General features: G+C 60.2%; 26 protein-coding genes and 1 pseudogene. 19 read left to right on the top strand and 8 right to left on the bottom strand.

Features of this window, described 5'->3' with window-relative positions; genetic code table 11:
* Positions 1-42: 42 nt before the first annotated feature.
* A complete protein-coding gene (locus BUA42_RS05875) occupies positions 43-402 on the bottom strand; it encodes a DUF6749 family protein (protein ID WP_072776805.1) in 360 nt (119 codons plus the stop codon).
* Positions 403-735: 333 nt separating this feature from the next.
* Here BUA42_RS05875 and xth point away from each other — a divergent pair, with 333 nt between their 5' ends.
* From xth to grxD, 4 genes are all read left to right on the top strand, one after another.
* A complete protein-coding gene (gene xth, locus BUA42_RS05870; RefSeq protein ID WP_072776804.1) occupies positions 736-1,518 on the top strand; it encodes an exodeoxyribonuclease III in 783 nt (260 codons plus the stop codon).
* 77 nt (positions 1,519-1,595) lie between these two features.
* Positions 1,596-1,838 (top strand): BolA/IbaG family iron-sulfur metabolism protein, encoded by a 243-nt coding sequence (locus tag BUA42_RS05865; protein WP_072776803.1) that lies wholly within the window; start codon positions 1,596-1,598, stop codon positions 1,836-1,838.
* Positions 1,839-1,953: 115 nt separating this feature from the next.
* Complete coding sequence (locus BUA42_RS21120; RefSeq protein ID WP_178346863.1) at positions 1,954-2,091, top strand: hypothetical protein; 138 nt, start codon at positions 1,954-1,956, stop codon at positions 2,089-2,091.
* Positions 2,084-2,446: a Grx4 family monothiol glutaredoxin gene (gene grxD, locus BUA42_RS05860; RefSeq protein ID WP_072776802.1), complete on the top strand. Its 363-nt coding sequence runs from the start codon at positions 2,084-2,086 to the stop codon at positions 2,444-2,446. The genes BUA42_RS21120 and grxD overlap by 8 nt, the downstream gene beginning before the upstream one ends.
* A 61-nt stretch (positions 2,447-2,507) precedes the next feature.
* On the opposite strand, the gene BUA42_RS05855 is transcribed toward grxD, so the two are convergent.
* Together BUA42_RS05855 and BUA42_RS05850 are read right to left on the bottom strand one after the other, a co-directional pair.
* Complete coding sequence (locus tag BUA42_RS05855) at positions 2,508-2,900, bottom strand: cell division protein ZapA (protein WP_072776801.1); 393 nt, start codon at positions 2,898-2,900, stop codon at positions 2,508-2,510.
* A complete protein-coding gene (locus BUA42_RS05850) occupies positions 2,900-3,418 on the bottom strand; it encodes a Rossmann-fold NAD(P)-binding domain-containing protein (RefSeq protein ID WP_072776800.1) in 519 nt (172 codons plus the stop codon). Before BUA42_RS05850 ends, BUA42_RS05855 begins: the two co-directional genes overlap by 1 nt.
* Before the next feature lie 237 nt (positions 3,419-3,655).
* On the opposite strand from BUA42_RS05850, the gene tkt reads away from it, so the two are divergent.
* Positions 3,656-5,701, top strand: a complete 2,046-nt coding sequence (gene tkt, locus BUA42_RS05845) for a transketolase (RefSeq protein WP_072776799.1) — start codon at positions 3,656-3,658, stop codon at positions 5,699-5,701.
* 126 nt (positions 5,702-5,827) lie between these two features.
* Here tkt and BUA42_RS05840 read toward each other — a convergent pair whose 3' ends face one another.
* Together BUA42_RS05840 and BUA42_RS05835 are read right to left on the bottom strand one after the other, a co-directional pair.
* On the bottom strand, positions 5,828-6,130 hold the full coding sequence (locus BUA42_RS05840) for a hypothetical protein (RefSeq protein WP_072777433.1): 303 nt from the start codon (positions 6,128-6,130) through the stop codon (positions 5,828-5,830).
* Between the two features lie 36 nt (positions 6,131-6,166).
* On the bottom strand, positions 6,167-7,123 hold the full coding sequence (locus BUA42_RS05835; RefSeq protein WP_072776798.1) for a DUF808 domain-containing protein: 957 nt from the start codon (positions 7,121-7,123) through the stop codon (positions 6,167-6,169).
* Between the two features lie 254 nt (positions 7,124-7,377).
* Here BUA42_RS05835 and gap (BUA42_RS05830) point away from each other — a divergent pair, with 254 nt between their 5' ends.
* A complete protein-coding gene (gene gap, locus BUA42_RS05830) occupies positions 7,378-8,382 on the top strand; it encodes a type I glyceraldehyde-3-phosphate dehydrogenase (RefSeq protein WP_072777432.1) in 1,005 nt (334 codons plus the stop codon).
* 26 nt (positions 8,383-8,408) lie between these two features.
* Here gap (BUA42_RS05830) and BUA42_RS05825 read toward each other — a convergent pair whose 3' ends face one another.
* On the bottom strand, positions 8,409-8,765 hold the full coding sequence (locus tag BUA42_RS05825) for a cupin domain-containing protein (protein ID WP_072777431.1): 357 nt from the start codon (positions 8,763-8,765) through the stop codon (positions 8,409-8,411).
* Positions 8,766-9,126: 361 nt separating this feature from the next.
* Between BUA42_RS05825 and gap (BUA42_RS05815) the strand changes: the two genes are divergently transcribed.
* The 3 genes from gap (BUA42_RS05815) (at position 9,127) to BUA42_RS21115 (ending at position 11,040) form a co-directional block, all read left to right on the top strand.
* Positions 9,127-10,128, top strand: a complete 1,002-nt coding sequence (gene gap, locus BUA42_RS05815; RefSeq protein WP_072776797.1) for a type I glyceraldehyde-3-phosphate dehydrogenase — start codon at positions 9,127-9,129, stop codon at positions 10,126-10,128.
* Between the two features lie 118 nt (positions 10,129-10,246).
* Positions 10,247-10,717: a DUF2383 domain-containing protein gene (locus BUA42_RS05810; RefSeq protein WP_084066137.1), complete on the top strand. Its 471-nt coding sequence runs from the start codon at positions 10,247-10,249 to the stop codon at positions 10,715-10,717.
* 179 nt (positions 10,718-10,896) lie between these two features.
* A complete protein-coding gene (locus tag BUA42_RS21115; protein ID WP_218588628.1) occupies positions 10,897-11,040 on the top strand; it encodes a hypothetical protein in 144 nt (47 codons plus the stop codon).
* A gap of 54 nt (positions 11,041-11,094) precedes the next feature.
* On the opposite strand, the gene coaD is transcribed toward BUA42_RS21115, so the two are convergent.
* Together coaD and BUA42_RS05800 are read right to left on the bottom strand one after the other, a co-directional pair.
* Complete coding sequence (gene coaD, locus BUA42_RS05805; RefSeq protein WP_072776796.1) at positions 11,095-11,595, bottom strand: pantetheine-phosphate adenylyltransferase; 501 nt, start codon at positions 11,593-11,595, stop codon at positions 11,095-11,097.
* Positions 11,596-11,674: 79 nt separating this feature from the next.
* A complete protein-coding gene (locus BUA42_RS05800) occupies positions 11,675-12,109 on the bottom strand; it encodes a CBS domain-containing protein (RefSeq protein ID WP_072776795.1) in 435 nt (144 codons plus the stop codon).
* Positions 12,110-12,335: 226 nt separating this feature from the next.
* Between BUA42_RS05800 and BUA42_RS05795 the strand changes: the two genes are divergently transcribed.
* The 10 genes and pseudogenes from BUA42_RS05795 to BUA42_RS05755 all read left to right on the top strand — a co-directional run bounded on the left by BUA42_RS05795 (position 12,336) and on the right by BUA42_RS05755 (position 22,271).
* On the top strand, positions 12,336-13,181 hold the full coding sequence (locus BUA42_RS05795) for an EamA family transporter (protein WP_072776794.1): 846 nt from the start codon (positions 12,336-12,338) through the stop codon (positions 13,179-13,181).
* Between the two features lie 166 nt (positions 13,182-13,347).
* Positions 13,348-14,847 carry a CoA-acylating methylmalonate-semialdehyde dehydrogenase gene (locus BUA42_RS05790; protein ID WP_072776793.1) on the top strand — a complete coding sequence of 500 codons (1,500 nt, stop codon included), beginning with the start codon at positions 13,348-13,350 and terminating at the stop codon, positions 14,845-14,847.
* A gap of 170 nt (positions 14,848-15,017) precedes the next feature.
* On the top strand, positions 15,018-15,308 hold the full coding sequence (locus BUA42_RS05785) for a cupredoxin domain-containing protein (RefSeq protein ID WP_072776792.1): 291 nt from the start codon (positions 15,018-15,020) through the stop codon (positions 15,306-15,308).
* A 110-nt stretch (positions 15,309-15,418) separates the two neighbouring features.
* Positions 15,419-15,850 carry a hypothetical protein gene (locus BUA42_RS05780; RefSeq protein WP_072776791.1) on the top strand — a complete coding sequence of 144 codons (432 nt, stop codon included), beginning with the start codon at positions 15,419-15,421 and terminating at the stop codon, positions 15,848-15,850.
* Between the two features lie 64 nt (positions 15,851-15,914).
* Positions 15,915-17,042, top strand: a complete 1,128-nt coding sequence (locus tag BUA42_RS05775) for a carboxylate-amine ligase (protein ID WP_072776790.1) — start codon at positions 15,915-15,917, stop codon at positions 17,040-17,042.
* 78 nt (positions 17,043-17,120) lie between these two features.
* Positions 17,121-18,260, top strand: a complete 1,140-nt coding sequence (locus BUA42_RS05770; RefSeq protein ID WP_072776789.1) for an acyl-CoA dehydrogenase family protein — start codon at positions 17,121-17,123, stop codon at positions 18,258-18,260.
* Positions 18,261-18,358: 98 nt separating this feature from the next.
* Positions 18,359-19,321 (top strand): annotated as a pseudogene (locus BUA42_RS21485) (enoyl-CoA hydratase/isomerase family protein); the annotation flags it as partial.
* 84 nt (positions 19,322-19,405) lie between these two features.
* Positions 19,406-20,278: a 3-hydroxyisobutyrate dehydrogenase gene (mmsB, locus tag BUA42_RS21480; RefSeq protein ID WP_342716002.1), complete on the top strand. Its 873-nt coding sequence runs from the start codon at positions 19,406-19,408 to the stop codon at positions 20,276-20,278.
* Between the two features lie 100 nt (positions 20,279-20,378).
* Positions 20,379-20,558, top strand: coding sequence for a YgaP family membrane protein (locus tag BUA42_RS05760; RefSeq protein ID WP_342715945.1), 180 nt, complete (start codon positions 20,379-20,381; stop codon positions 20,556-20,558).
* A gap of 138 nt (positions 20,559-20,696) precedes the next feature.
* Positions 20,697-22,271 (top strand): Hint domain-containing protein, encoded by a 1,575-nt coding sequence (locus BUA42_RS05755; protein WP_072776786.1) that lies wholly within the window; start codon positions 20,697-20,699, stop codon positions 22,269-22,271.
* Positions 22,272-22,274 lie beyond the last annotated feature (3 nt).

The following is a 22,274-nucleotide window of genomic DNA, read 5'->3' as shown; positions in this document are numbered from 1 at the left end:
GGCGACAGGACGGGCCACCCCGCCCCGGGTCAGATACGTGGATTACAGGCCGCAGGTGAACAGCGCGCAGCCGTCACCGGAGCGTGTGTCGGACGCGGATGCCGAGAGACCGCAGGTGAAAGCCTCGACGGCGTCGCCAGTACGGCTGTCGGTGGAGGTCACCCCCAGACCGCATGTGAAAGCCTCAACGGCGTCACCAGTGCGGCTGTCGGAAGACGTCGGGGCGAGGCCGCAGGTGAACATCTCGGTCGCGTCACCGAGCATCACGTCGCCTGAAGACGTCGAAGTGAGACCGCAGGTGAAGAGCGCAGTTGCATCTCCGCCGTGAATATCGCTTGCGGCGAATTCCTGCTGAATTTCTTGCGTGTTTTCAGTAATCTGGAACTTACGAAGTGCGGTCATGATGACCTCCTGTGGCTAGGGTTTAGAGCCTCAGGCTGGCACGCAAAAATTGTATTTGTGAATATTGAATATCGTTAAACGTGTACTAGGCGATCTTATCCACACGAGGACTCGCCTATAGGTTGTTTTTGAAATTGGCGGTTCTGGCTTGTCCACAAATGCAAATTTCTTGTGGATAAGATGACGTTTGGTCAACGACACCGGACACATTGTGCTTTTTCGGGACCGCAGAACCTCGATCTAGCGCCGAATCCTTGCGTTTCGATTCGGTACAAACACGCCTTGTGCGTCTCACTGCATCTTGGGATAGAGGGGCATGGCGGGAGGTCTGACATGAAAATAGCCACGTTCAACATCAACGGGATCAAGGCGCGCCTGCCGGCCCTGAAAGACTGGCTGACCGAGAGCGCCCCGGATGTGGCGATCCTGCAAGAGATCAAATCCGTCGATGACGCCTTCCCGCGCGAGGCCATCGAAGAGCTTGGATATGCGGTCGAAACACACGGCCAGAAAGGCTTCAACGGGGTCGCCATCCTGTCGAAGCTGCCCTTGGAGGACGTCACACGCGGCTTGCCCGGTGATGACGACGACGAACAGACCCGCTGGATCGAGGCCACGGTCGTGGGTGAAACGGACGCTGTTCGGGTCTGTGGTCTGTACCTGCCGAACGGCAACCCGGCGCCCGGACCGAAATACGACTACAAGCTGGCGTGGATGGAGCGGCTGCATGCGCGCGCACAGGCGCTTCTGGCGGCCGAGATGCCCGCGCTGATGGCCGGGGATTACAACGTGATTCCACAAGCCGAGGATGCCGCGAAGCCGGAGCAATGGACCAAGGACGCGCTGTTCCTGCCCGAAACCCGTCAGGCGTTTCGACGCATCCTGAACCTAGGCTTTACCGAAGCCTTCCGCGCACGCACGCACGGCGGCGGGCATTATTCGTTCTGGGACTACCAGGCTGGTGCATGGGAACGGAACAATGGTATCCGCATCGACCATTTCCTGCTGACGCCCGCCTGTGCGGACATGATGACGGATTGCTGGATCGAAAGCGCTGTACGCGGCCGGGAAAAACCGTCCGACCACGTGCCCGTCTGGGTATCCCTGACGGCCTGAGCGACACGTCTCTTGCCTTGCGCAACAGACCACCGCGACTTACATCGTCACCAAGACCAACCACGGAGTTCCCCAGTATGGCCATGCAAGCGCAGGAAATCGAAGACTTGATCCGCGCAGAGTTTCCGAATGCCAAGATCACCATCACCGATCTGGCGGGTGACGGAAATCATTACGCGGCCGAGGTCATCGACGAAAGCTTCAAGGGCAAGAACCGGGTGCAACAGCAGCGCGCGGTCTACGCGGCGCTCAAGGGCAAGATGGATGGGTCGAACGGTGAATTGCACGCGCTGGCTCTGACGACGAAAGCCCCGGACTGATGCCCGCACGCCTGTGGAACATCTTCATGGTGCTTCTGATTGGGCCATTCGCCTATTTGGTTTGGAAACCCGTCGGCGCGAAACCCGGTGAGCCCCCTTCCAAGGCTGGCGCGGAATGCTAGACTTCCTTGCCAATACATGGCCGATGTTCGCCGCCATCGGTCTCGTGACCGTAATAACCATAGGCGCAACCATGCCGTATATCCGCAAGGACCGGAAACGCCACGAAGAGATGGAGCAAGACAATGAGTGACGCGACGCAGAAAATCGAGGAAACCGTCAAATCCCACGACGTGGTGCTGTATATGAAGGGCACGAAAGAGATGCCGCAATGCGGGTTCTCCAGCCGTGTGGCTGGTGTGCTCAACTACATGGGCATCGACTATACGGATGTGAACGTGCTGGCAGACGAAGGCATTCGGCAGGGGATCAAGGAGTATTCCGACTGGCCGACCATCCCGCAACTCTACGTCAAAGGCGAATTCGTCGGCGGGTGCGATATCGTGACCGAGATGACGCTGTCCGGTGAACTGGACACACTTTTCGATGAAAACGGCGTCGCCTACGACAAGGACGCGGCGGAGAAAATTCGTCAAGCAAACGCCTGACACTGCTTTGCGTATCAGGAAAAAGGCGCCCCGGAGGCGCCCTTTTTTCTTGAAGCGGCCCCTACCCGGCCCGTTCCTCGACATCGCGCGCCAAGGCTTCGGTGCGCGCGGCGATCTCCTGCAGCGTCTCCGTGACTTCGGTTGGGACCACCGGAACTTCCACCCGCTCGGGTTTGGGTGGCGGCGCGTCTTTGAGCATCCGCAGCTCTGATTGATAGCCCGCTGCACGATCTTCCATTTCGCGCAGCTTGTCTTCAAGACCGGCAGTCTTGTCCGCCAACATCAGACCCGCCATCAACAACATGCGGGCTTCCGGAATACGCCCGACCTGCTGGGCCAGAACCTGCGCTTCGGTGTCCAGCATCTTGGCTGCCGCATGCAGGTACTGCTCTTCGCCTTCCTGGCAGGCAACATCGAATTTGCGTCCACCGATCGAGATTTCGACTTCGGGCATCAGCTTGCCTCCTGTTTGTCCGCTGCCGCTTCGAGGAGCGGTTCGAGCGAGGCCAGCACCGCTTGTGTTTCCGCGCTCTCGACCGCGCGCGCGGCGCGCAGGCCTTCCAACTCGGCCAGCATGGCTTTGTTGATTAGATGCGGTTCTCCGACGTTTTCGGCAAGCGCGCTGCGCAGCTCTTCGTTTGTGGCGCGCAGCATCTCGTTCGACTGGCGCAAACGCTGCATTTCAAGGTCTAGGGCAGAGACATCGACGCCCGGCGCCGCGCTCGCGCGGGCCGCTTCCAACTCGTCCCGGTGACTTTCATGCAGCTTGCGTACCCGCTCTTCCAATTGTGCGTTGGCGAGCTTTTCGTCTTCGAGTGCTTCCTTCAGACGGGCCACCTCTTCGGGGTCACCCTGTGGTTCCGGTGCTGGGCTGGAGGCCGCAGAGGCACGCTCTTCGAGGCGCGCGACACCCTGCGCCACCCTGTCCAAAGCCGCCGTGATGCGGTGTTGCAACTCGTCAATCTGGGTCATTTGCCTGATCCCTGTTTCTTCTCTGCCCGAGCGTGTCCAACTGCGGTCACACCCATTTTTCCGTGCTCCCGGAACGAATCGCTCCGTCCTCTTAATGTGAAAGTTTAACAATCCGCGCATAAAAATGCGCCCCCCTATCGGTGACCGGCGCAGGCGTGCGGCTTGAACTCTGACACAACACTGGTATGAGCGCCCTGACCGACCCTCATCACCTTTACGACAAGGACGAATTGGCCCGTGGATATCGAAACACTCAAAGCGCAGAACCCCGCTCACTGGACCAAGGCCGCCGCCATCCGGGCGCTGACGCTCGACGCGGTTGCGGCTGCGAATTCGGGACATTCGGGCATGCCTATCGGCATGGCGGATGTGGCGACCGTGCTGTACGAGAAGCACCTGAAATTCGATGCCGCGCGCCCGGATTGGTTCGACCGCGACCGGTTCATCCTGTCCGCAGGGCACGGGTCGATGTTGCTCTATTCGCTTCTGTACCTGTGTGGCGATCCCGAAATCACCCTCGATGAGATCAAGAACTTTCGTCAGTGGGGCGCAAAGACCGCCGGACACCCGGAGAACTTCCTCGCGCAAGGGATTGAGACGACAACCGGTCCGCTGGGTCAGGGTCTTGCCAACTCCGTGGGCTTCGCAATGGCCGAGGAATCCCTGCGGGCGCGGTTCGGCAAGAAACTGGTCGACCACTACACCTACGTAATCGCAGGCGACGGATGCCTGATGGAAGGTGTCAGCCACGAGGCCATCGGCATCGCGGGCCGACAGAAATTGTCGAAGCTCGTTGTCTTCTGGGACAACAACAACATCACAATCGATGGCACGGTTGAGTTGTCGGACCGGACGGATCAGGTCGCTCGTTTCAAAGCGGCGGGCTGGCACGTCCAGGAAATCGACGGCCATGATCCGTCCGAGATCGACGCGGCCATCACTGCGGCGAAGACCGACGACCGTCCGTCCATGATTGCCTGCAAGACGCATATCGCCCTCGGCCACGCGGCACAGGATACGTCCAAAGGGCATGGCGCGCTGACCGACGCTGACCAGAACGCGGCCGCAAAGGCGCTATGGGGATGGACCACCGGACCATTCGAAGTCCCGGATGACACGAAGACGGCGTGGGAAGACATCGGCCGCCGAGGTGTTGCGGAACGCGAGGCCTGGGAGGCGCGCGTGGCCGACCTCTCCGCCACGCGTCGGGCCGAGTTCACGCGGACGATGTCGGGCGAGGCCCCGAAGAAACTGTCCTCGACCATCAAGGCCCTGAAGAAGCAAATCTCCGAATCCGCGCCGAAAGTTGCGACACGCAAAAGCTCCGAAATGGTTCTTGAAGTGGTGAATCCCATCGTGAAGGAAACCATCGGCGGATCAGCGGACCTTACCGGATCGAACAACACAAAAACCGGCGATCTGGGTGTCTTCGACGTCGACAACCGCAAGGGCCGTTACGTCTATTGGGGCATCCGGGAACACGGCATGGCCGCCGCGATGAACGGGATGGCGCTGCATGGCGGCATTCGGCCCTATGGCGGCACGTTCATGTGCTTTACCGATTACGCGCGCCCGGCAATGCGCCTTTCGGCGTTGATGAAGGTGCCGACGGTCTACGTGATGACGCACGACTCGATTGGACTGGGCGAAGACGGCCCAACGCACCAACCTGTCGAACACCTCGCCATCAGCCGCGCTACACCGAACACGCTGGTCTTCCGGCCTGCCGACACGGTCGAGACCGCAGAGGCATGGGAGTTGGCGCTGACACAGACCTCCACCCCCTCCGTCCTGTCGCTGACGCGGCAAGGCCTGTCCACTGTCAGGACCGAGCACAAAACCAAGAATATGGTAGCCCAAGGCGCTTATGTGCTGGCCGATGCGGACGGCAAACGCCAAGCGATCCTGCTGGCCACCGGGTCGGAAGTCGAAATTGCCATGGCGGCGCGTGATATGCTGCAGGCCGACGGTATTGGCACGCGTGTCGTGTCCATGCCCTGCTGGGAACTGTTCGAAGAGCAGGACGAGCGCTATCGCAAGCGGGTTCTTCCCGGCGGCCCCGTGCGCGTTGCGGTCGAGGCAGGCATTCGCTTTGGCTGGGACCGGTGGCTCTTTGGCGAGCGCGGCAAGCGCGAAAAGTCGGGATTTGTCGGCATGCATGGCTTCGGCGCGTCTGCCCCGGCCGAGACCCTCTATTCCGAGTTCGGCATCACGGCAGAGGCCGTGGCGCAAAAGGTGCGGGGTCTCATTGAGGGCAAGTGGCAGCCGGACCCGCGCACGTAAGACGTGCGCGTCGGGCGGTGCACACCGCCCGCACGATGCGGTGACGCATCGGTCGTATCGCGATGACGCGATCCGGGCGATGCCGGACGGCATCGCTGAGACTGCGGTGACGCAGTCTCTGTGCTGTCAGGACGTGCGGCGCAGCTCCGTCGATCTTTGGAACACCGGATAGGCCCGTTCCGAGAGTTTTGGCGGATCACGCTCCACGATGAGGCGCACCGGATCGCGGTTGCAGAACACCACGAACTGTTCCCCGTTCTCCACCAGTGTGAAGCCGCGTCTGTGGACTTCGGCAACGAACAACTCGCGCCCCGCGATCCGTTCCACGTCGCGCACGGCGCGATGGATAACACCACCACGGCCAACCGCCTTGGCGGAAAAGACGCTGCGGAGCCAATGGACGGGATCGAGGGGACACGGTGTTGTCATGCGGTAGAGCATGGTCCCATCGCGGTTAAGGAGTAGTTAAGCCCCCTTGGGCATGATCGCCCTCCAGACGGGACCGACCACCTTCACGCCAACTGGGATCAGGATCAGCCCCCACAAAAAGCCCAGTACGAAGTCAACGGCTGCGGTCACCGCCCATTCGAGGAAACCGTTCCCATTGCCGAGCGCGACTGCGAGATGATGGATCGTGTCCTCGGGCCAATGCCAGCCCATCTGCGCGACGGAGTGCACGATGATGGACCCGCCAACCCACAGCATCGCCGCCGTGCCGACAATCGTCAGCCCCTTCAGCAGCCACGGCATGAACTTCACAATGCCACGTCCGAGCGCCCGCGTGATGCCAAGCTTGCCCACCTGGCTGAGCCACAGCCCCACGTCATCCATCTTCACGATGATCGCCACGGCACCGTAGACGGCGACCGTCACCATGATCCCGACGAGCGCCAGTGTCGCGCCCTGCATCCAGATATTGTCACTGTCGATGACCGAGAGCGCAATAGTCATGATCTCGGCCGACAGAATGAAGTCGGTCTTGATGGCGCCTTTGACCTTCTCTTCCTCGAGATGCAGCGGGTCCTCGATGTCGTGGCTGCCATCCGGGCCACCGGAGTGATCGTCATGGGGCTGCAAAACATGCACGATCTTTTCGGCGCCCTCGAAGCAAAGGTAACTGCCGCCGAGGATAAGAAGTGGCGGGATCAGCCATGGCGCAAAGGTGGACAACAACAGCGCGGCGGGCAGAAGAAAGACGAGCTTGTTGATGAAGGACCCGCGCGCGATGCGCCAGATGATCGGCAGCTCGCGGGCCGGTTCGAACCCGTGCAGGTATTTCGGTGTGACCGCCGCGTCATCGATCAGGACGCCTGCGGTCTTTGACCCGGCTTTCGCCGCCGCAGCACCAATATCGTCGACAGAGGCCGCCGCTACCTTTGCAATTCCCGCAACATCGTCCAGCAAGGCCAGCAAGCCACTCATACCATCTCTCCACGCGACCGGTCTGCGCGAAAACCTAGCGCCACTTGCCGGTCAAGACCACCCGTGTGATTCCCCGCAGCGCGCGACGGTGCAAACCGTTATCGCAAACGGTTTCCGCATGGCGCGCGATTGTTAGCGCAAGCACGAGGCACCACGCCACGTTTATCGCTAACATATTGCGAAAAAACGGCTTTTGCCTTTGCCCGCATTGCATGCATCGGTATACGAAGCGTGAAAACGCAGGAGACGCAGTCATGACGGTCACTCTCGGTATCAACGGTTTCGGACGCATCGGGCGCTGCACGCTCGCGCATATCGCGGAAAGCAGCCGCAATGATGTTCAGGTTGTGAAAATCAACGCGACCGGCCCGATTGAGACCAACGCGCACCTTCTGAAATATGACAGCGTTCATGGCCGGTTTGCCGGCGACGTGAAGATCAGTGGCTCGACGATGGATCTGGGCCGCGGTCCGATGGACGTCTTCTCGACCTACAACCCGGAAGAGCTCGACTGGTCAGGCTGTGACGTGGTGCTGGAATGCACCGGCAAATTCAATGATGGCCACAAAGCCGATGTGCACATGAAACGTGGTGCGAAATCGGTTCTGATCTCGGCACCTGCGAAGAACGTGCAGAAAACCGTCGTCTACGGCGTCAACCATCGCGACCTGGTGGCGGGCGATACGATGGTGTCAAATGGGTCCTGCACCACCAACTGTCTCGCACCGCTCGCGAAAGTGCTGGATGAAGCCATCGGCCTCGAGTCGGGCATTATGACGACGATCCACTCCTACACTGGCGATCAGCCGACGCTGGACCGTCGGCACAAAGACCTGTATCGCGCCCGCGCCGCGGCGATGGCGATGATCCCGACCTCTACGGGCGCTGCGAAAGCGTTGGGCGAGGTCTTGCCGAACCTCAAGGGCAAGCTCGATGGATCGGCCGTTCGGGTGCCGACGCCGAATGTGTCGGCTGTCGATCTGACGTTTTATGCGAAGAAAGATGTCACGGTAGATGATGTGAACGCGGTCGTGGCCGAAGCGGCGGCGACACATATGGGCACTGTTCTGGCTTACGATCCGGAACCCAAGGTCTCGATCGATTTCAATCACACCACGCAATCCTCGATCTTTGCGCCAGACCAGACCAAGGTTGTGGGCAAGCGCATGGTTCGGGTGTTGGCGTGGTACGACAACGAATGGGGTTTCTCGGCGCGGATGGCGGACGTCGCGGGTGCGATGGGACGCCTGTTGCACTAACGCGGCGCGTTGACACCCGAATGCCGTCAAATGCGCGGTTTGGACGCCGGTTCCCGGTCTGAATCGCAAGTATTGGGCTCCCCCTTCGCTTCGATCAGCAGCACCTGAACTTCCCTTTCCGCGCGCGGACGGTGCACGACTCTTTTGGGCACGATGACCATCTCACCTGCCCGCACCACTTCGGATGTGCGATCCTCGTAATCCATGATCATCTCACCCGTCAGCACGAGAAAGAAATCGTCGGTCCTATCGTGTTTGTGGAAAGGAAATTCGCCCTGGAATTTCACCACCATGACTTCGCTGTCGTTGTAATCCGCGACAACGTGCGGGTCCCAGTGCTTTGAAATTACGCCAAGTTTTTCCACAAGATTGATGGCGTTAATTGCATCCTCCGTCACTCCAGGCCCCTGGTTTCCACTGTGGCACAGAACCTGTGATGGGGTGGCGTGACAAGCCGATTGCGCTCTGGCATGTTTGGCCCGAGCAGAAAGTGTGGGTGACGTGACCAACTCAATTGCCATTGGCCTGGGGCTTTTGATCCTTGGAGGGATAGGCGTGGATGCCTTTCTGACCGGGGGCGAAGGATTTTTGTTTCTGGTGCGCAAGGGCCTAGATCTGCTCGAGTGGATCGCGTTCTGGCGATAGCGACCGCGTGTTCGGTCGCTTGACAGTGGAATGATGGTCTGATTGTTAGCGTTAACAGCGCCGTCCGGCGCGGCTGCCACCAAAAGCGAGGAGCCCCGAATGAGCATAAAGGTTGCAATCAATGGATTTGGCCGGATCGGCCGGAATGTGTTGCGGAGTATCATTGAATCGGGGCGCACCGATATCGAGGTCGTTGCGATCAACGATCTGGGTCCGGTCGAAACCAACGCGCATTTGCTTCAATTCGACTCTGTGCACGGCCGTTTCCCGGTCGAGGTGAAAACCACCGAAGACACGATTGATGTGGGCCGTGGCCCGATGCGCGTGACCGCGATGCGCAACCCGGCTGACCTGCCCTGGTCGGACGTGGATGTCGTCATGGAATGCACCGGCATCTTCACGTCGAAAGAGGCCTGTCAGGCGCATCTGGACAACGGGTCTTCCCGCGTCCTCATTTCGGCGCCAGGGAAAGATGCCGACAAGACAATCGTATACGGCGTGAACCACGACAGTCTGACCTCGGACGATCTGGTGGTCTCGAACGCGTCCTGCACCACGAACTGCCTGTCGCCAGTGGCCTACGTGCTCAACAATGCGATCGGTATTGAGCGTGGGTTTATGACCACGATCCACTCCTATACCGGCGACCAGCCGACGCTGGACACGATGCACAAGGATCTGTACCGCGCCCGCGCGGCGGCACTGAGCATGATCCCCACCTCCACCGGTGCAGCCAAAGCCGTGGGACTGGTCCTGCCTGAGCTCAATGGCAAGCTGGACGGCGTGGCGATCCGGGTGCCGACACCGAACGTGTCCGTGGTTGACCTCACCTTCACTGCGTCGCGCGAGACAACCGTGGATGAGATCAACGACGCGATCCGCACGGCGGCAAACGGGCAGCTCAAGGGCATCCTTGGCTATACCGACCGCAAGCTGGTGTCATCGGATTTCAACCACGATCCGCATTCGTCGATCTTCCACACCGATCAGACCAAGGTCATGGACGGCACTATGGTGCGGATCCTGACGTGGTATGACAACGAATGGGGGTTCTCGAACCGTATGGCGGATACGGCGGTGGCGATGGGCAAGCTGATCTAGGCCTTCTCGCCCTGCAAGACCTGAAAAGCGTCCCATCGGGGCGCTTTTTTGCTGACCGATACGTGGTCCGGGAACAGTGTTCGCGTCATGGCGTTGAGCCTTCACAAGGAGGACCATCATGACCCATTCCGTCAATCCCCCCATCACCGCAGGCCGCGAGCCCGATCTGGCCGATGAGGATGCCCGCACTCCGAACGATCACCTGCAAGAACTGTATACCCGCATCGTTGACGCCAAGGCTGGCTTTGACGTCATGGTGGATAAGGCCGAACCGGACTTCCGCGATGTGGCCCTGTCTTTTCGCGACATGCATCAGCGCCATGCCGACACGATCAAGGACATGCTCCACGGCAATGTGGAGGAGGACGGGTCGTTCATGGGCACGATCAACAAGGCCGTGGTCTCCATGCGCGCGTTTTTCGACGAGATCGACGAAGACGTCATGGACCAGGTCCGTCGCGGGGAAGAGCATGTCATCGATGCCTTCCGTACTGCAGAGGCGAGTGTGTCACAGGCTGACGAAGCACGTCTGATCGCCTTGCGCGCCGAACTGGAAGACCTGCTGGATCGCACCAAGCATCTGGATTGACGGACACAACTTGACGTCGGGTCGCTATGCATCCCATGCATGGTGGCTTGACGTTTTCTGCAGTTGTGCTGCGGCGCGGCATCCCTATCTCTTGGGCATAGCTGGTAGCGCAAACAGTGCTGTCGGTTCAGGACCATAGAGCAAGGAAAGGACTGACAATGGCCCATTTTATGTCTTCCGTGCGTGACCGTATCGAAAAGCGGGCCGCTTACAATCGCACCGTGCGCGAAATCCGCAACATGCCGCTGGATGTGGCACTTGACCTGGATATCTACCCAGGTGACGCGGAGAAAATCGCGTATCACGCCGTTTACGGCCGGTGAGCGCCGATCACACTCGGACCCATGGCACAGCCGCGCGATCTCGCGCGGCTTTTGTCATTTGGTGTTCTGGAACCGTTGGGTCAATGCGTCCCGCACCGGGGCCGTGACAAACTTGCTGACGTCGCCGCCAAGTCGCGCGATTTCCTTGACCAGTTTCGACGCAATCGCCTGGTGACGCGCTTCGGCCATGAGGAAGACCGTCTCGACGCTGTCATCCATGGCCCGATTCATGCCCACCATCTGAAATTCGTATTCGAAATCCGCAACGGCACGAAGCCCGCGAATTATCAGGGTCGCCTTCACGTCATGGGCACAGTCGATAAGCAGGTTTTCAAACGGATGCACCACGATCTCGATCCCGGTCTGTTCCGCAAGAGAGACGCATTCGGCCTCGATCATCGCCACACGCTCTTCCAGATTGAACAACGGACCTTTGTCGCGATTGATCGCCACGCCGATGACAAGGCGATCCACGAGCGCCGCCGCACGGCGAATGATGTCGATATGGCCCATGGTGATCGGGTCGAAGGTCCCTGGGTAAAGACCAATGCGCATGGGCAGTCTCCGGCGTGACGTCGCTGTGTGCCTGTCTGGCATCAAAGACTGAGGAGAATCAAGTCGATGGGCTTCGGGCCTAGTGGCCCATGATCATCCCTTCGAGCGCATTCTTCTCCATCGCCAGTTCGTTCAGCCGGGCCTTGACCACGTCACCCAGTGTGATGAGGCCGATCATCTTGCCATCCTCGACCACCGGCATGTGTCGGAAACGGCCCTCGGTCATCTTGGCAAGAACATCATCGGCGTCATTGTTGCGTTGGCAGGTCACGAGTTTGGATGTCATGTAGGTGTCGACCGTTTCGGACAGGCACCCTGCCCCGCGCGCAGCCAGCTCGCGGACGATGTCGCGCTCGGAAAGAATGCCAAGCGCTTCGACCCCGTCGTTGGAGATCACCACCGTCCCGATCCGCTTTTCCGCAAGCACCTTGGCCGCTTCAGAGATGCTCGTCCCGGACGCCACCGTCACAACCGCGTCGTTGGCTTTGCTCTTCAGGATGTGGTGCACTTGCATGATCGTCCTCCGATGACGTGATCTTAAACACCAGCGTCCTCACCGGACCGTGATCTGTCAAGTGTTTCAAGGTCGGACAGGTGCGCCCGGCGGAAACGCTGCGCGCTATCCACCGCATCGGATTGAACCAGTCGCATCGGGAAAACGACAACGGTTGGCTTTGCTGCCGTTCGTCGAACTCGATGAATCGTAGCAAATATCTGATCAACAGTTAGTCTTCTTGAACATGAGCCTTGAGATCACACTGCTGGTACTGATCGCGGCCGCGTTGCACGCAGGCTGGAATGCACTGATCAAGATCAGCGGTGACCGTATCGCCGTCATGGCGGTTGTCACGTTGGCTGGCGCAGTTCTCTCTCTGTTTGCCCTGCCTTTTGTGGAGAGCCCGGCACCGGCAAGCTGGCCGCTACTGGCGTTGAGTATCCTCATTCACACCGGATATCATTTCTTTCTTCCTGTAGCCTACGACCACGGTGACCTTGGGCAGGTGTATCCCATCGCTCGAGGCGCCGCACCGATCCTCGTGACAGTGGGCGCGTTTGTTTTTGCAGGTGAAAGTGTCAGTGGGTTTGCACTCGTTGGCATTGGTTGCCTTGCGGTGGGGGTCATGGCGCTCACGTTTGATGGCGGAAAAGCCAGTTCAATCAAACCCAAAGCAGTCTTTTTTGCGCTTGCGACTGGGGTTTGTATTGCTGCCTACACGGTCGTCGACGGGTTGGGCGCGCGGCAGGCGGGTTCCATTTTGGGCTTTGCGGTGTGGCTTACGATTGGGGATGGCATCCTGACGTTTCTGATCGCGCTGATCTGGAAACGCCGCGAAATCACTGGCGTCATCAGAGACAGCGCATTGATCGGCTTCGCCGCTGGCGCGATGCAAATCGGGGCGTATTGGATCATTGTGTATGCCTTGGCCGTCGCACCAATGGCCATGGTTTCCGGCTTGCGAGAAACAAGTGTCCTCTTCGCGGCGCTCATTTCGACATTCATACTTAAGGAAGGATTCGGTGTGTGGCGCTTTGTCTCTGCCACACTGGTGACTTTTGGGCTGATCGTCAGTCGCGCGAGAAATTAGTCAGTGCAGGTGACGTCCACTTCAGGCTCGGAGTTGCCATAACTCGGCACAAACCGTGCTCCGTCTCGTTTGGTATTGCTGGCTAAGAAGTCTGCGCACTCTCACACCCCCTTGAGCCTAAGCGCGCGGTGACTAAGCTGCGCGCGACTTGTGGAGGAGGATTCTCATGGAAGAGCTGTCGCATTATCTGGATGGCGCGCTGGTTAAGGGGACGTCTGGGCGGTTCGCCGATGTCTACAATCCGGCAACGGGTGAAGTTCAGGCAAAATGTCCGCTGGCCAGCGCCGACGAAGTGGCCAAGGCGGTCGACATCGCGGCGGCGGCACAACCGGCCTGGGCCGCGACCAACCCGCAGCGCCGCGCGCGCGTGATGATGGAGTTCGTCCGCCTCCTCAACCGGGACATGGACAAGCTGGCCGAAGCGCTGAGCCGCGAGCATGGCAAGACGATCCCGGACGCGAAGGGCGATGTCCAGCGTGGTCTGGAAGTGGTGGAATACTGCATCGGCGCACCGCAGATGCTGAAGGGAGAATACACTGACAGCGCCGGCCCCGGCATCGACATGTATTCGATGAAACAGCCCTTGGGCGTCACGGCCGGCATCACGCCGTTCAACTTCCCGGCCATGATCCCGATGTGGATGTTCGCGCCGGCCGTCGTGTGCGGCAATGCCTTTATCCTGAAGCCGTCCGAACGCGACCCGTCCGTGCCACTGATGCTGGCGGCGCTGATGGAGGAAGCGGGTCTGCCCAAGGGCATTTTGCAGGTCGTGAACGGCGATAAGGAGGCGGTGGACGCCCTGCTCGACCACCCGGTGGTCCAGTCGATTGGTTTCGTCGGCTCCACGCCGATTGCCGAATACATCTACGGGCGCGGCTGCTCCAACGGCAAACGCGTGCAATGCTTCGGTGGCGCGAAAAACCACATGATCGTCATGCCCGACGCGGACATGGATCAGGCGGCGGACGCGCTGGTCGGTGCAGGTTACGGCGCGGCTGGCGAGCGTTGCATGGCGATCTCGGTCGCGGTGCCCGTGGGGGACGAGACAGCGGACCGTTTGATCGAGAAACTGGTGCCCCGGATCGAAAAGCTCAAAGTTGGCCCCTACACTGCCGGTGATGATGTGGACTACGGTCCGGTCGTGACATCCGCTGCGAAGCAGAACATCCTTGGCCTTATCCAGTCCGGTATCGATCAGGGCGCCGAGCTTGTCGTGGATGGTCGCGACTTCAGCTTGCAGGGCTATGAGGACGGCTTCTTTGTCGGTCCCCACCTCTTCGACCGGGTCACACCCGATATGGACATCTACAAGAAGGAAATCTTCGGTCCCGTCCTGTCGACTGTGCGCGCCGGATCTTATGAAGAAGCCATCAAGCTCGCGATGGACCACGAGTACGGAAATGGCACCGCGATCTTTACCCGTGACGGCGACGCGGCCCGTGATTTCGCCAACCGGATCAATATCGGCATGGTGGGTGTGAACGTCCCCATACCGGTACCGCTGGCCTACCATACTTTCGGCGGATGGAAGAAATCGGTCTTCGGTGACCTGAACCAGCACGGTCCGGACGCTTTCAAATTCTACACGCGCACCAAGACCGTGACGTCACGCTGGCCGTCCGGCATCAAGGAAGGCGGAGAGTTTAACTTCAAGGCGATGGACTGACCGCACGGGTTTTCAACGCGGAAGCGGGCGATCCCCCGCTTCCGCATCTCAACAGCGTCACGACTTGCGCCACGGCAAGCAGTTCGGGTCACGCTCTGAGGTACACGTCAATTTCAGGGCGCAAAATTCCCGCGTCACATCAGATTTCACGCCGCCACTGACTTGGGTCGATGGCTGTTGCACCCGCAGCACTGGCCACGCGGGCCAAGGCAGCCACCCATACCGTCACCCTACAGGGCTTTGCGTTTTCGCCTTCCTCGCTCACGAATTCTCCGGGCGACACGCTCGTTTTCACGAATGCCGACGCCGCACCGCATGCGGCAACGGCAAGCAACGGCGCGTTCGATCCGGGGCGTCTGGGACGCGATGAAAGCGCGCAGCCACAGTTCGCGTCCGCAGCCTCTTTCGCCGATATCTGCGCGACCCATCCCAGCTTTCCGGGCTCAATCACCGTCACCTGACGCGATCTCACGTGGTGCGCCTCACAATCAGGTTTGCGCGACAAGGGATTGATCTTCCTTATGTTTTGCGAAAGAACCGGGGTATTGACCCACAATCGCCCGGTTCCCATATGCCCGCCACGTTTCAAATCCTGCCCTCCCACAACCTTGTCTATGTCCAGTACAGCGGGCTGATGCTGGTCGAAGACAGTCTGCGGGCCTTCGGCGCTTACGCACAACACCCCGACGCCCGACCGGGCCAGCGCCATTTGATCGATCTGAGCCGCATCACGGATATGGAGCGGGATTTCGCAAAGGTGATGCAGCTTCAGGCCGCAAAGGCGGAGGACCTTGCTCATAACGGATTGGAGACCATGATGGTCTATTTCGCCAATACGCCCGTCTCGCTGAAGGCGGCGGCGCTGGCGAAGAACGGCTGGTCGGCAAGCCAAGGGGTCATCGCGATCGTTCAGGAAACCGAGGCCGCGGCGTTGTCGTCACTTGGTCTGGCGTTTTCGAACATCTCGGCCATGCTCACCGCTGAAGAACGCAAACGCGCCTGACGCGGGTTGATGACAACAGACACACAATGTCTAAACTGACGCGACTTGCGACAGGAGGCACGGCATGGCAGAACCGGAATTCAGCATCGGGATCGAAGAGGAATACCTGCTGGTCGACCTCGACAGTTTCGAGTTGGCCGAGGCCCCGGAAGAGCTGATGAATGCCTGTGCAGCGGAGCTGGAGGATCAGGTCAGCCCCGAGTTCTTGCAATGCCAGATCGAGATCGGCACCAAGGTGTGCGCCGACATCAACGAGGCGCGGGACGATCTCAAACGACTGCGCAGCACGGTGGCGCGTTGTGCCAAGACATACAACCTCGCGCCGATTGCCGCCTCCTGCCATCCGTTCGGCGACTGGAAGGCGCAGCACCACACTGACAAGGAAAGGTACAATAACCTCAATTCCGCCCTGGGCGGGGTCGTGCGGCGCATGCTGATCTGCGGCATGCATGTTCATATTGGACTGAATGACGACGCGTTGCGCGCCGATCTCATGGGCCAGATGGCGTATTTCCTGCCGCATCTGCTGGCCTTGTCCACCTCCTCTCCGTTCTGGCAAGGCGAGGATACGGGTCTTGCCTCCTATCGCATCTCCGTCTTCGACAACCTGCCTCGCACGGGCTTGCCACCGTCCTTCGACAGCTGGTCGGAATACGAACGCTCCGTACAGGTGCTGATCGACCTCGGCGTGATCGAGGATGGCACGAAGATCTGGTGGGATCTGCGCCCCTCTGCCAATTTTCCAACGCTGGAAACCCGTATCATGGATGTGCAACCCCGGCTGGAAGACACGCTGAGCCTTGCGGCCCTGAACCAGTGCATCATGCGGATGCTGTGGCGTCTGCGCACCAAGAACCAGCGGTGGCGGCGCTATGATCCTTTCCTTATCGCCGAAAATCGCTGGCGCGCGCAGCGCTACGGTGTGAGCGACGGGTTGATCGATTTCGGCCGTGGCGCGATCGTGCCGATGCCGGAACTGATCGACGAACTCATCGACCTGATCGAGGAGGACGCTGGCATCCTGCGCTGTCTCAGCGAATTGGAGAACAGCCGCGCCATGGTCACATCGGGCAATGGCACGACCCGGCAACGCGATGTCGTTGAGGCGTCCAAGTCGGCGGGCAAGGACCAGGACACCCAGATGCGGGATGTGGTGGCGCATCTTGTCGATGCTTTCCATGACGGGCTCTAGCGCGGGTCTTGCAAAACTCCTGAAACAGTTGGAAATTAAACGGGCGTTCAATTCGCAGACCAGAGGGGGAGCTGTGCGATGGATTTCGCCCTGACCGAAGAACAATCCGCGATTTTCGACATGGCCTACGCCTTCGGGCAAGAGAACATCGCGCCGCATGCCCGCGAGTGGGAAGCGCAGGGCACCATCCCGAAAGAGCTCTGGCCGGAACTGGGGGCCTTGGGCCTTGCGGGGCTCTATGTCTCTGAGGACAGCGGAGGGTCGGGCCTGAGCCGCCTCGACGCGACGCTGGTGTTCGAGGCCCTGTCAATGGCTTGCCCCTCGGTCGCGGCGTTTCTGTCGATCCACAACATGTGCGCCAAGATGATCGACAGCTTCGCCAGCGACGAGATGAAATCCCGGGTGCTACCCAAGGCCATGACGATGGAAACCGTGCTCAGCTATTGCCTGACCGAGCCGGGCAGCGGGTCGGACGCAGCCGCGCTGAAGACCCGCGCGGATCGCACCAATGAAGGCTATACGCTCAACGGAACCAAGGCGTTCATCTCGGGTGGCGGCTATTCGGACCTTTACGTCGCGATGGTGCGCACCGGTGAGGACGGACCGAAAGGCGTATCCGCTGTTCTTGTCGAGGATGGCACGCCGGGGCTGAGCTTTGGCGGGTTGGAAGACAAGATGGGCTGGCGGTCGCAACCCACGCGACAGGTGCAGTTCGACGACTGCAAAATCCCCGCCGCGAACCTTCTGGGTGAGGAAGGCCATGGCTTCAAATATGCCATGGCGGGTCTCGATGGCGGACGTCTGAACATCGCCGCCTGCTCGCTCGGTGCGGCGCAGACCGGACTGGACGCAACGCTTGCCTATATGAGCGAGCGCAAGGCGTTCGGGAAATCCATCGATCAGTTCCAGGCCTTGCAGTTCCGCCTGGCCGATATGGAAATCGAATTGCAGGCGGCCCGAACCTTCCTGCGTCAGGCTGCGTGGAAGCTCGACACAAACGCACCGGATGCCACGAAATTTTGCGCGATGGCCAAGAAATTCGTGACCGAAGCCGGCAGCAAGGTGGTCGACCAGTGCCTGCAGCTGCATGGCGGCTACGGCTACCTCGCCGATTACGGCATCGAAAAGCTGGTCCGCGATCTGCGTGTGCACCAGATCCTCGAAGGCACGAACGAGATCATGCGCCTCATCGTGGCGCGCCAGATGCTTGCCAAATAGCCCGCGTCCGGGCTTCTCTGGTTTCCAAATATCCCGGGGGTGCGGCCGAAGGCCGAGGGGGCAGCGCCCCCTGCTCCGCCATCAACAAGCGACGGACCATGACAGACATCCACATTCGCCAAGACGGCCACGCCGGTCGCATCACGCTGAACCGGCCGAAAGCCCTGAATGCGCTGACCTACGAGATGTGCCTCGCCATCGAAGACGCGTTGTGGCGCTGGCGTGACGACGCGGGTGTCAAGCTGGTGCTGATCGACGCGGAAGGCGAAAAGGCGTTCTGCGCGGGCGGCGACATCGCAGAGATGTACGCCACCGGGACCGCAGGGGACTTCGCCTACGGTCAACGCTTCTGGCGCGATGAATACCGCATGAACGCATTGGTGGCGGAATACCCCAAACCCGTGGTCAGCTTCCTGCAGGGCTTCACGATGGGCGGCGGCGTCGGGGTCGGCTGCCATGGATCGCATCGCGTTGTTGGCGACACGAGCAAGATCGCCATGCCGGAATGCGGGATCGGTCTGGTTCCCGATGTGGGCGGGTCCTACCTGCTGGCCCGCGCGCCGGGGCGTCTGGGCGAATATCTGGGCCTGACAGCCGAACGGATGGGCGCGGGCGATGCAATCCACGTGGGCTTTGCCGATCTCTACTTGCCCGAGGCTGAGTGGGAAGGCGTGAAAACCGCCCTAAGCGCCTCCGGCGACGTGACGCACCTAAAGACCCGCGCACAAACACCACCCGACGCCCCTCTCGCCGCGCAGCAGGCGCAGATCGATGCACTCTTCGGTGGTGCGCAGCTGGGCGATGTCGTGAACGCGCTGCGGGCCGATGGCGGTGAGTTCGCGCAGTCGGCGCTGGACAAGCTGCGCCGCAATGCGCCCCTATCGATGGCTTGCGCGCTTGAGATCATACACCGGTTGCGTGAAGGCACACCGAACATTCGCAAGGCGCTGGAGCTGGAGTATCGCTTCACTTCGCGGTCGATGGAACATGGCGATTTCATCGAAGGTATCCGCGCCGCCATCATCGACAAAGACAGATCACCAAAATGGCGGCATGATCTGGAGTCGGTGCCCGCGGTCGACATGGCGGCGATGCTGCGTCCGGTGACTGGGGAAAAGTTGGATTTCGAACGACAGGAGCGAGCGATGAAGATCGGGTTTATCGGTTTGGGGAACATGGGCGCACCAATGGCGAAGAACCTGGCACGCGCCGGACATGAAGTCATCGGCTATGACATGGCCACGGTTGCAGTCGATGGCGTCTGGTCGGCCCGCAGCGCGTCCGAGGCGGCGACCGATGCCGACATCGTCGTCACAATGCTGCCAAATGGCGATATCCTTCGCGCCGTCGCCGCCGAGGTGATCCCGGCTATGAAATCCGGGGCCGTGCTCCTTGATTGCTCGACCGTCGACGTCGAAAGCGCGCGCGCCGTGGCGGCAGATGCCGAGGCTGCCGGTCTTCTGCCCCTCGATGCGCCGGTGTCCGGCGGGATTGGCGGCGCGGCTGCCGGAACGCTCACCTTCATGGTCGGAGGATCCGAGGCGGCGTACAAGACCGCCCTGCCCCTGTTCGACATCATGGGCCAGAAGGCGGTGCATTGTGGCGCGTCCGGAAACGGTCAGGCGGCGAAAATCTGCAACAACATGATCCTTGGCGTCACAATGATCGCCACCTGCGAGGCGTTTGCCCTGGCAGACAAGCTGGGGCTCGACCGGCAGGCGATGTTCGACGTGGTAAGCACGTCCTCGGGCTACAGCTGGTCGATGAACGCCTACTGCCCAGCCCCGGGGATCGGACCGCAAAGTCCGGCCGACAATGACTATACCCCCGGTTTCGCAGCGGAATTGATGCTCAAGGATTTGCGGCTCAGTCAGCAGGCCGCCGAAGCCTCGGATGCGGACACGCCGCTCGGTCAGGCGGCGACCGAGCTCTACCGGACCTTCGTTGAAGATGAAGACGGTAAGGGGCGCGATTTTTCAGCCATGTTGCCCAGGTTCGAAGCCCGCAAGCGTGGGTGATATGGCGGCGCAGGTTTGATTCATATCATATTCCAGGTGGTGCATGTGACGTAGAGTGACGGCATGGAAACCTTGGGAGGCTGATATGTTTGCAAAAAATATGCGGACTTGGGACCGCATTCTGCGCATCGTCGTCGGAGCGGCCCTGATCATCGCGTTCTTTATGGGCGTTGGCGGCTCATGGAACTGGGCGTTTCTGATCGGCATCGTCCCGCTTGTAACCGGAGTGCTGGGATCCTGTCCCGCATACTCGGTTTTTGGGATCAAGACGTCCGGCTGACCTGCCTTAATTCGGGCCAACCCGTAAACAATCGTCAAGATTAAGTCCCAATTAACCTTAATTCCTGCGCACTGATGCCGTCTTGGCGAGTGAAACAAAGGCAAGTCACCTTTGGTTCACTCGTCGGGACAGTATCCCATGCCCATCGCAACAGAGCTTCCAATCAACACCGCCGCCACTGCGCTTGACATGGCGAACGAAATCTTCGGCAGCGGCGTTACCGTCGTCAGTGCCACCTATTCCGGGGACCCGCTGTCGTCGGGAACCTATTCCAACGGTCTTGTGGTATCACCGGGCGTTGTTCCGGCAGATACGGGCGTTATTCTGTCCACTGGGTTTGTCGCAGACTTCACCAACGATTCCGGCACCACGAACACGAACATCAGCGCCAGCACCGGGAGCAACTCCAGTGGTATTAACGGTGATGCCGACTTTGATGCCCTTGCCGGACGCCGCACGTTCGATGCGGCGATCCTCGAAGCCGTGTTCGTTCCCGATGGGGATCAGATCACCGTCGACTTTGTCATCGCCTCTGACGAGTACCCGGAATTCGTGAATTCGGAATTCCTTGATACCGTAGGTGTTTGGGTGAATGGCGTGGAAGCCACCGTATCCATCGGGAACGGCGATGCGTCGGTTGGCAACATCAACAGTTCTTCTGCGCCGAACCTGTACAACGACAACACCGGCGACCAGTTCAACACCGAAATGGACGGCTTCACCGTCACACTGACCTTTGTGGCGCCGGTCAATCCCGGTGTCGCCAACACCATCAAAATCGGCGTCGCGGACGTATCCGACCCGAACTACGACACAAACCTTCTGATTGCGGGTGGCTCGGTGCAGTCCACGATCGTGGCACAAGACGATCAGGTGAACGCGGGTTTGAACAGCACCAAAACCCTCGCCGTTCTGGACAATGACAGCACGACTGGCGGGACGCTGACGATCACCAAGATCAATGGCATTTCCGTCAATCCGGGAGACTCGGTCACGCTCACCTCCGGGCAGGTTGTCACGCTGAACGCAGACGGAACTCTGACGGTTGATACCGACGCGGACGTGGAGACCGTCTATTTCAACTACACGGTGTCCAATGGCCTCGGAAACGAGGATACCGCGATCGTTCAGGTCACGCAGATGCCCTGCTTCGTTGCCGGCACGCTGATCGACACACCCAAAGGCCCGGTCCCTGTCGAGACCATCAAGGCCGGTGATCTGGTCATGACGCTGGATGATGGGCCGCAGCCGGTGCAATGGGCCGGTGCGCGCGAGACAGCGGCACAGGGTGATTTCGCGCCCATCCGGATTTCCGCGGGCACATTCGGCGCAAGCGCCGATATCTGGCTGTCACCCCAGCACCGCGTGTTGATCAGCGATTACTGGGCGGATCTGCTGTTCGGCGAACCCGAGGTGCTGATCAAGGCGAAGGATTTGGTGAACGGAACCACCGTGCAACGCGTGCCGACCGGAACACCGGTGACCTACGTGCATCTATTGTTCGACCGTCATCAAATTGTACGAAGCAGCGGATTGGCATCCGAGAGCTACCTGCCGGGGCCGATGATGTCCAAAAGCTTTGACGCAGAGGCGCAGGCCGAGATCGTCGCGCTGTTTCCGGAGCTGGCCGATGTGACCAATCGGGCGTGGCCGTCCGTGCGCCCCATCCTGAAGAGTCACGAAGCGCGCACCCTGCTGGCACGCGCGGCGTGATCG

The sequence above is a fragment of the Marivita hallyeonensis genome, from assembly GCF_900129875.1.
Classification (GTDB): Bacteria; Pseudomonadota; Alphaproteobacteria; order Rhodobacterales; family Rhodobacteraceae; genus Marivita; species Marivita hallyeonensis.
The sequence above is the reverse complement of the archived record's forward strand: the minus strand, read 5'-3'. Positions and strand labels throughout refer to the sequence as shown.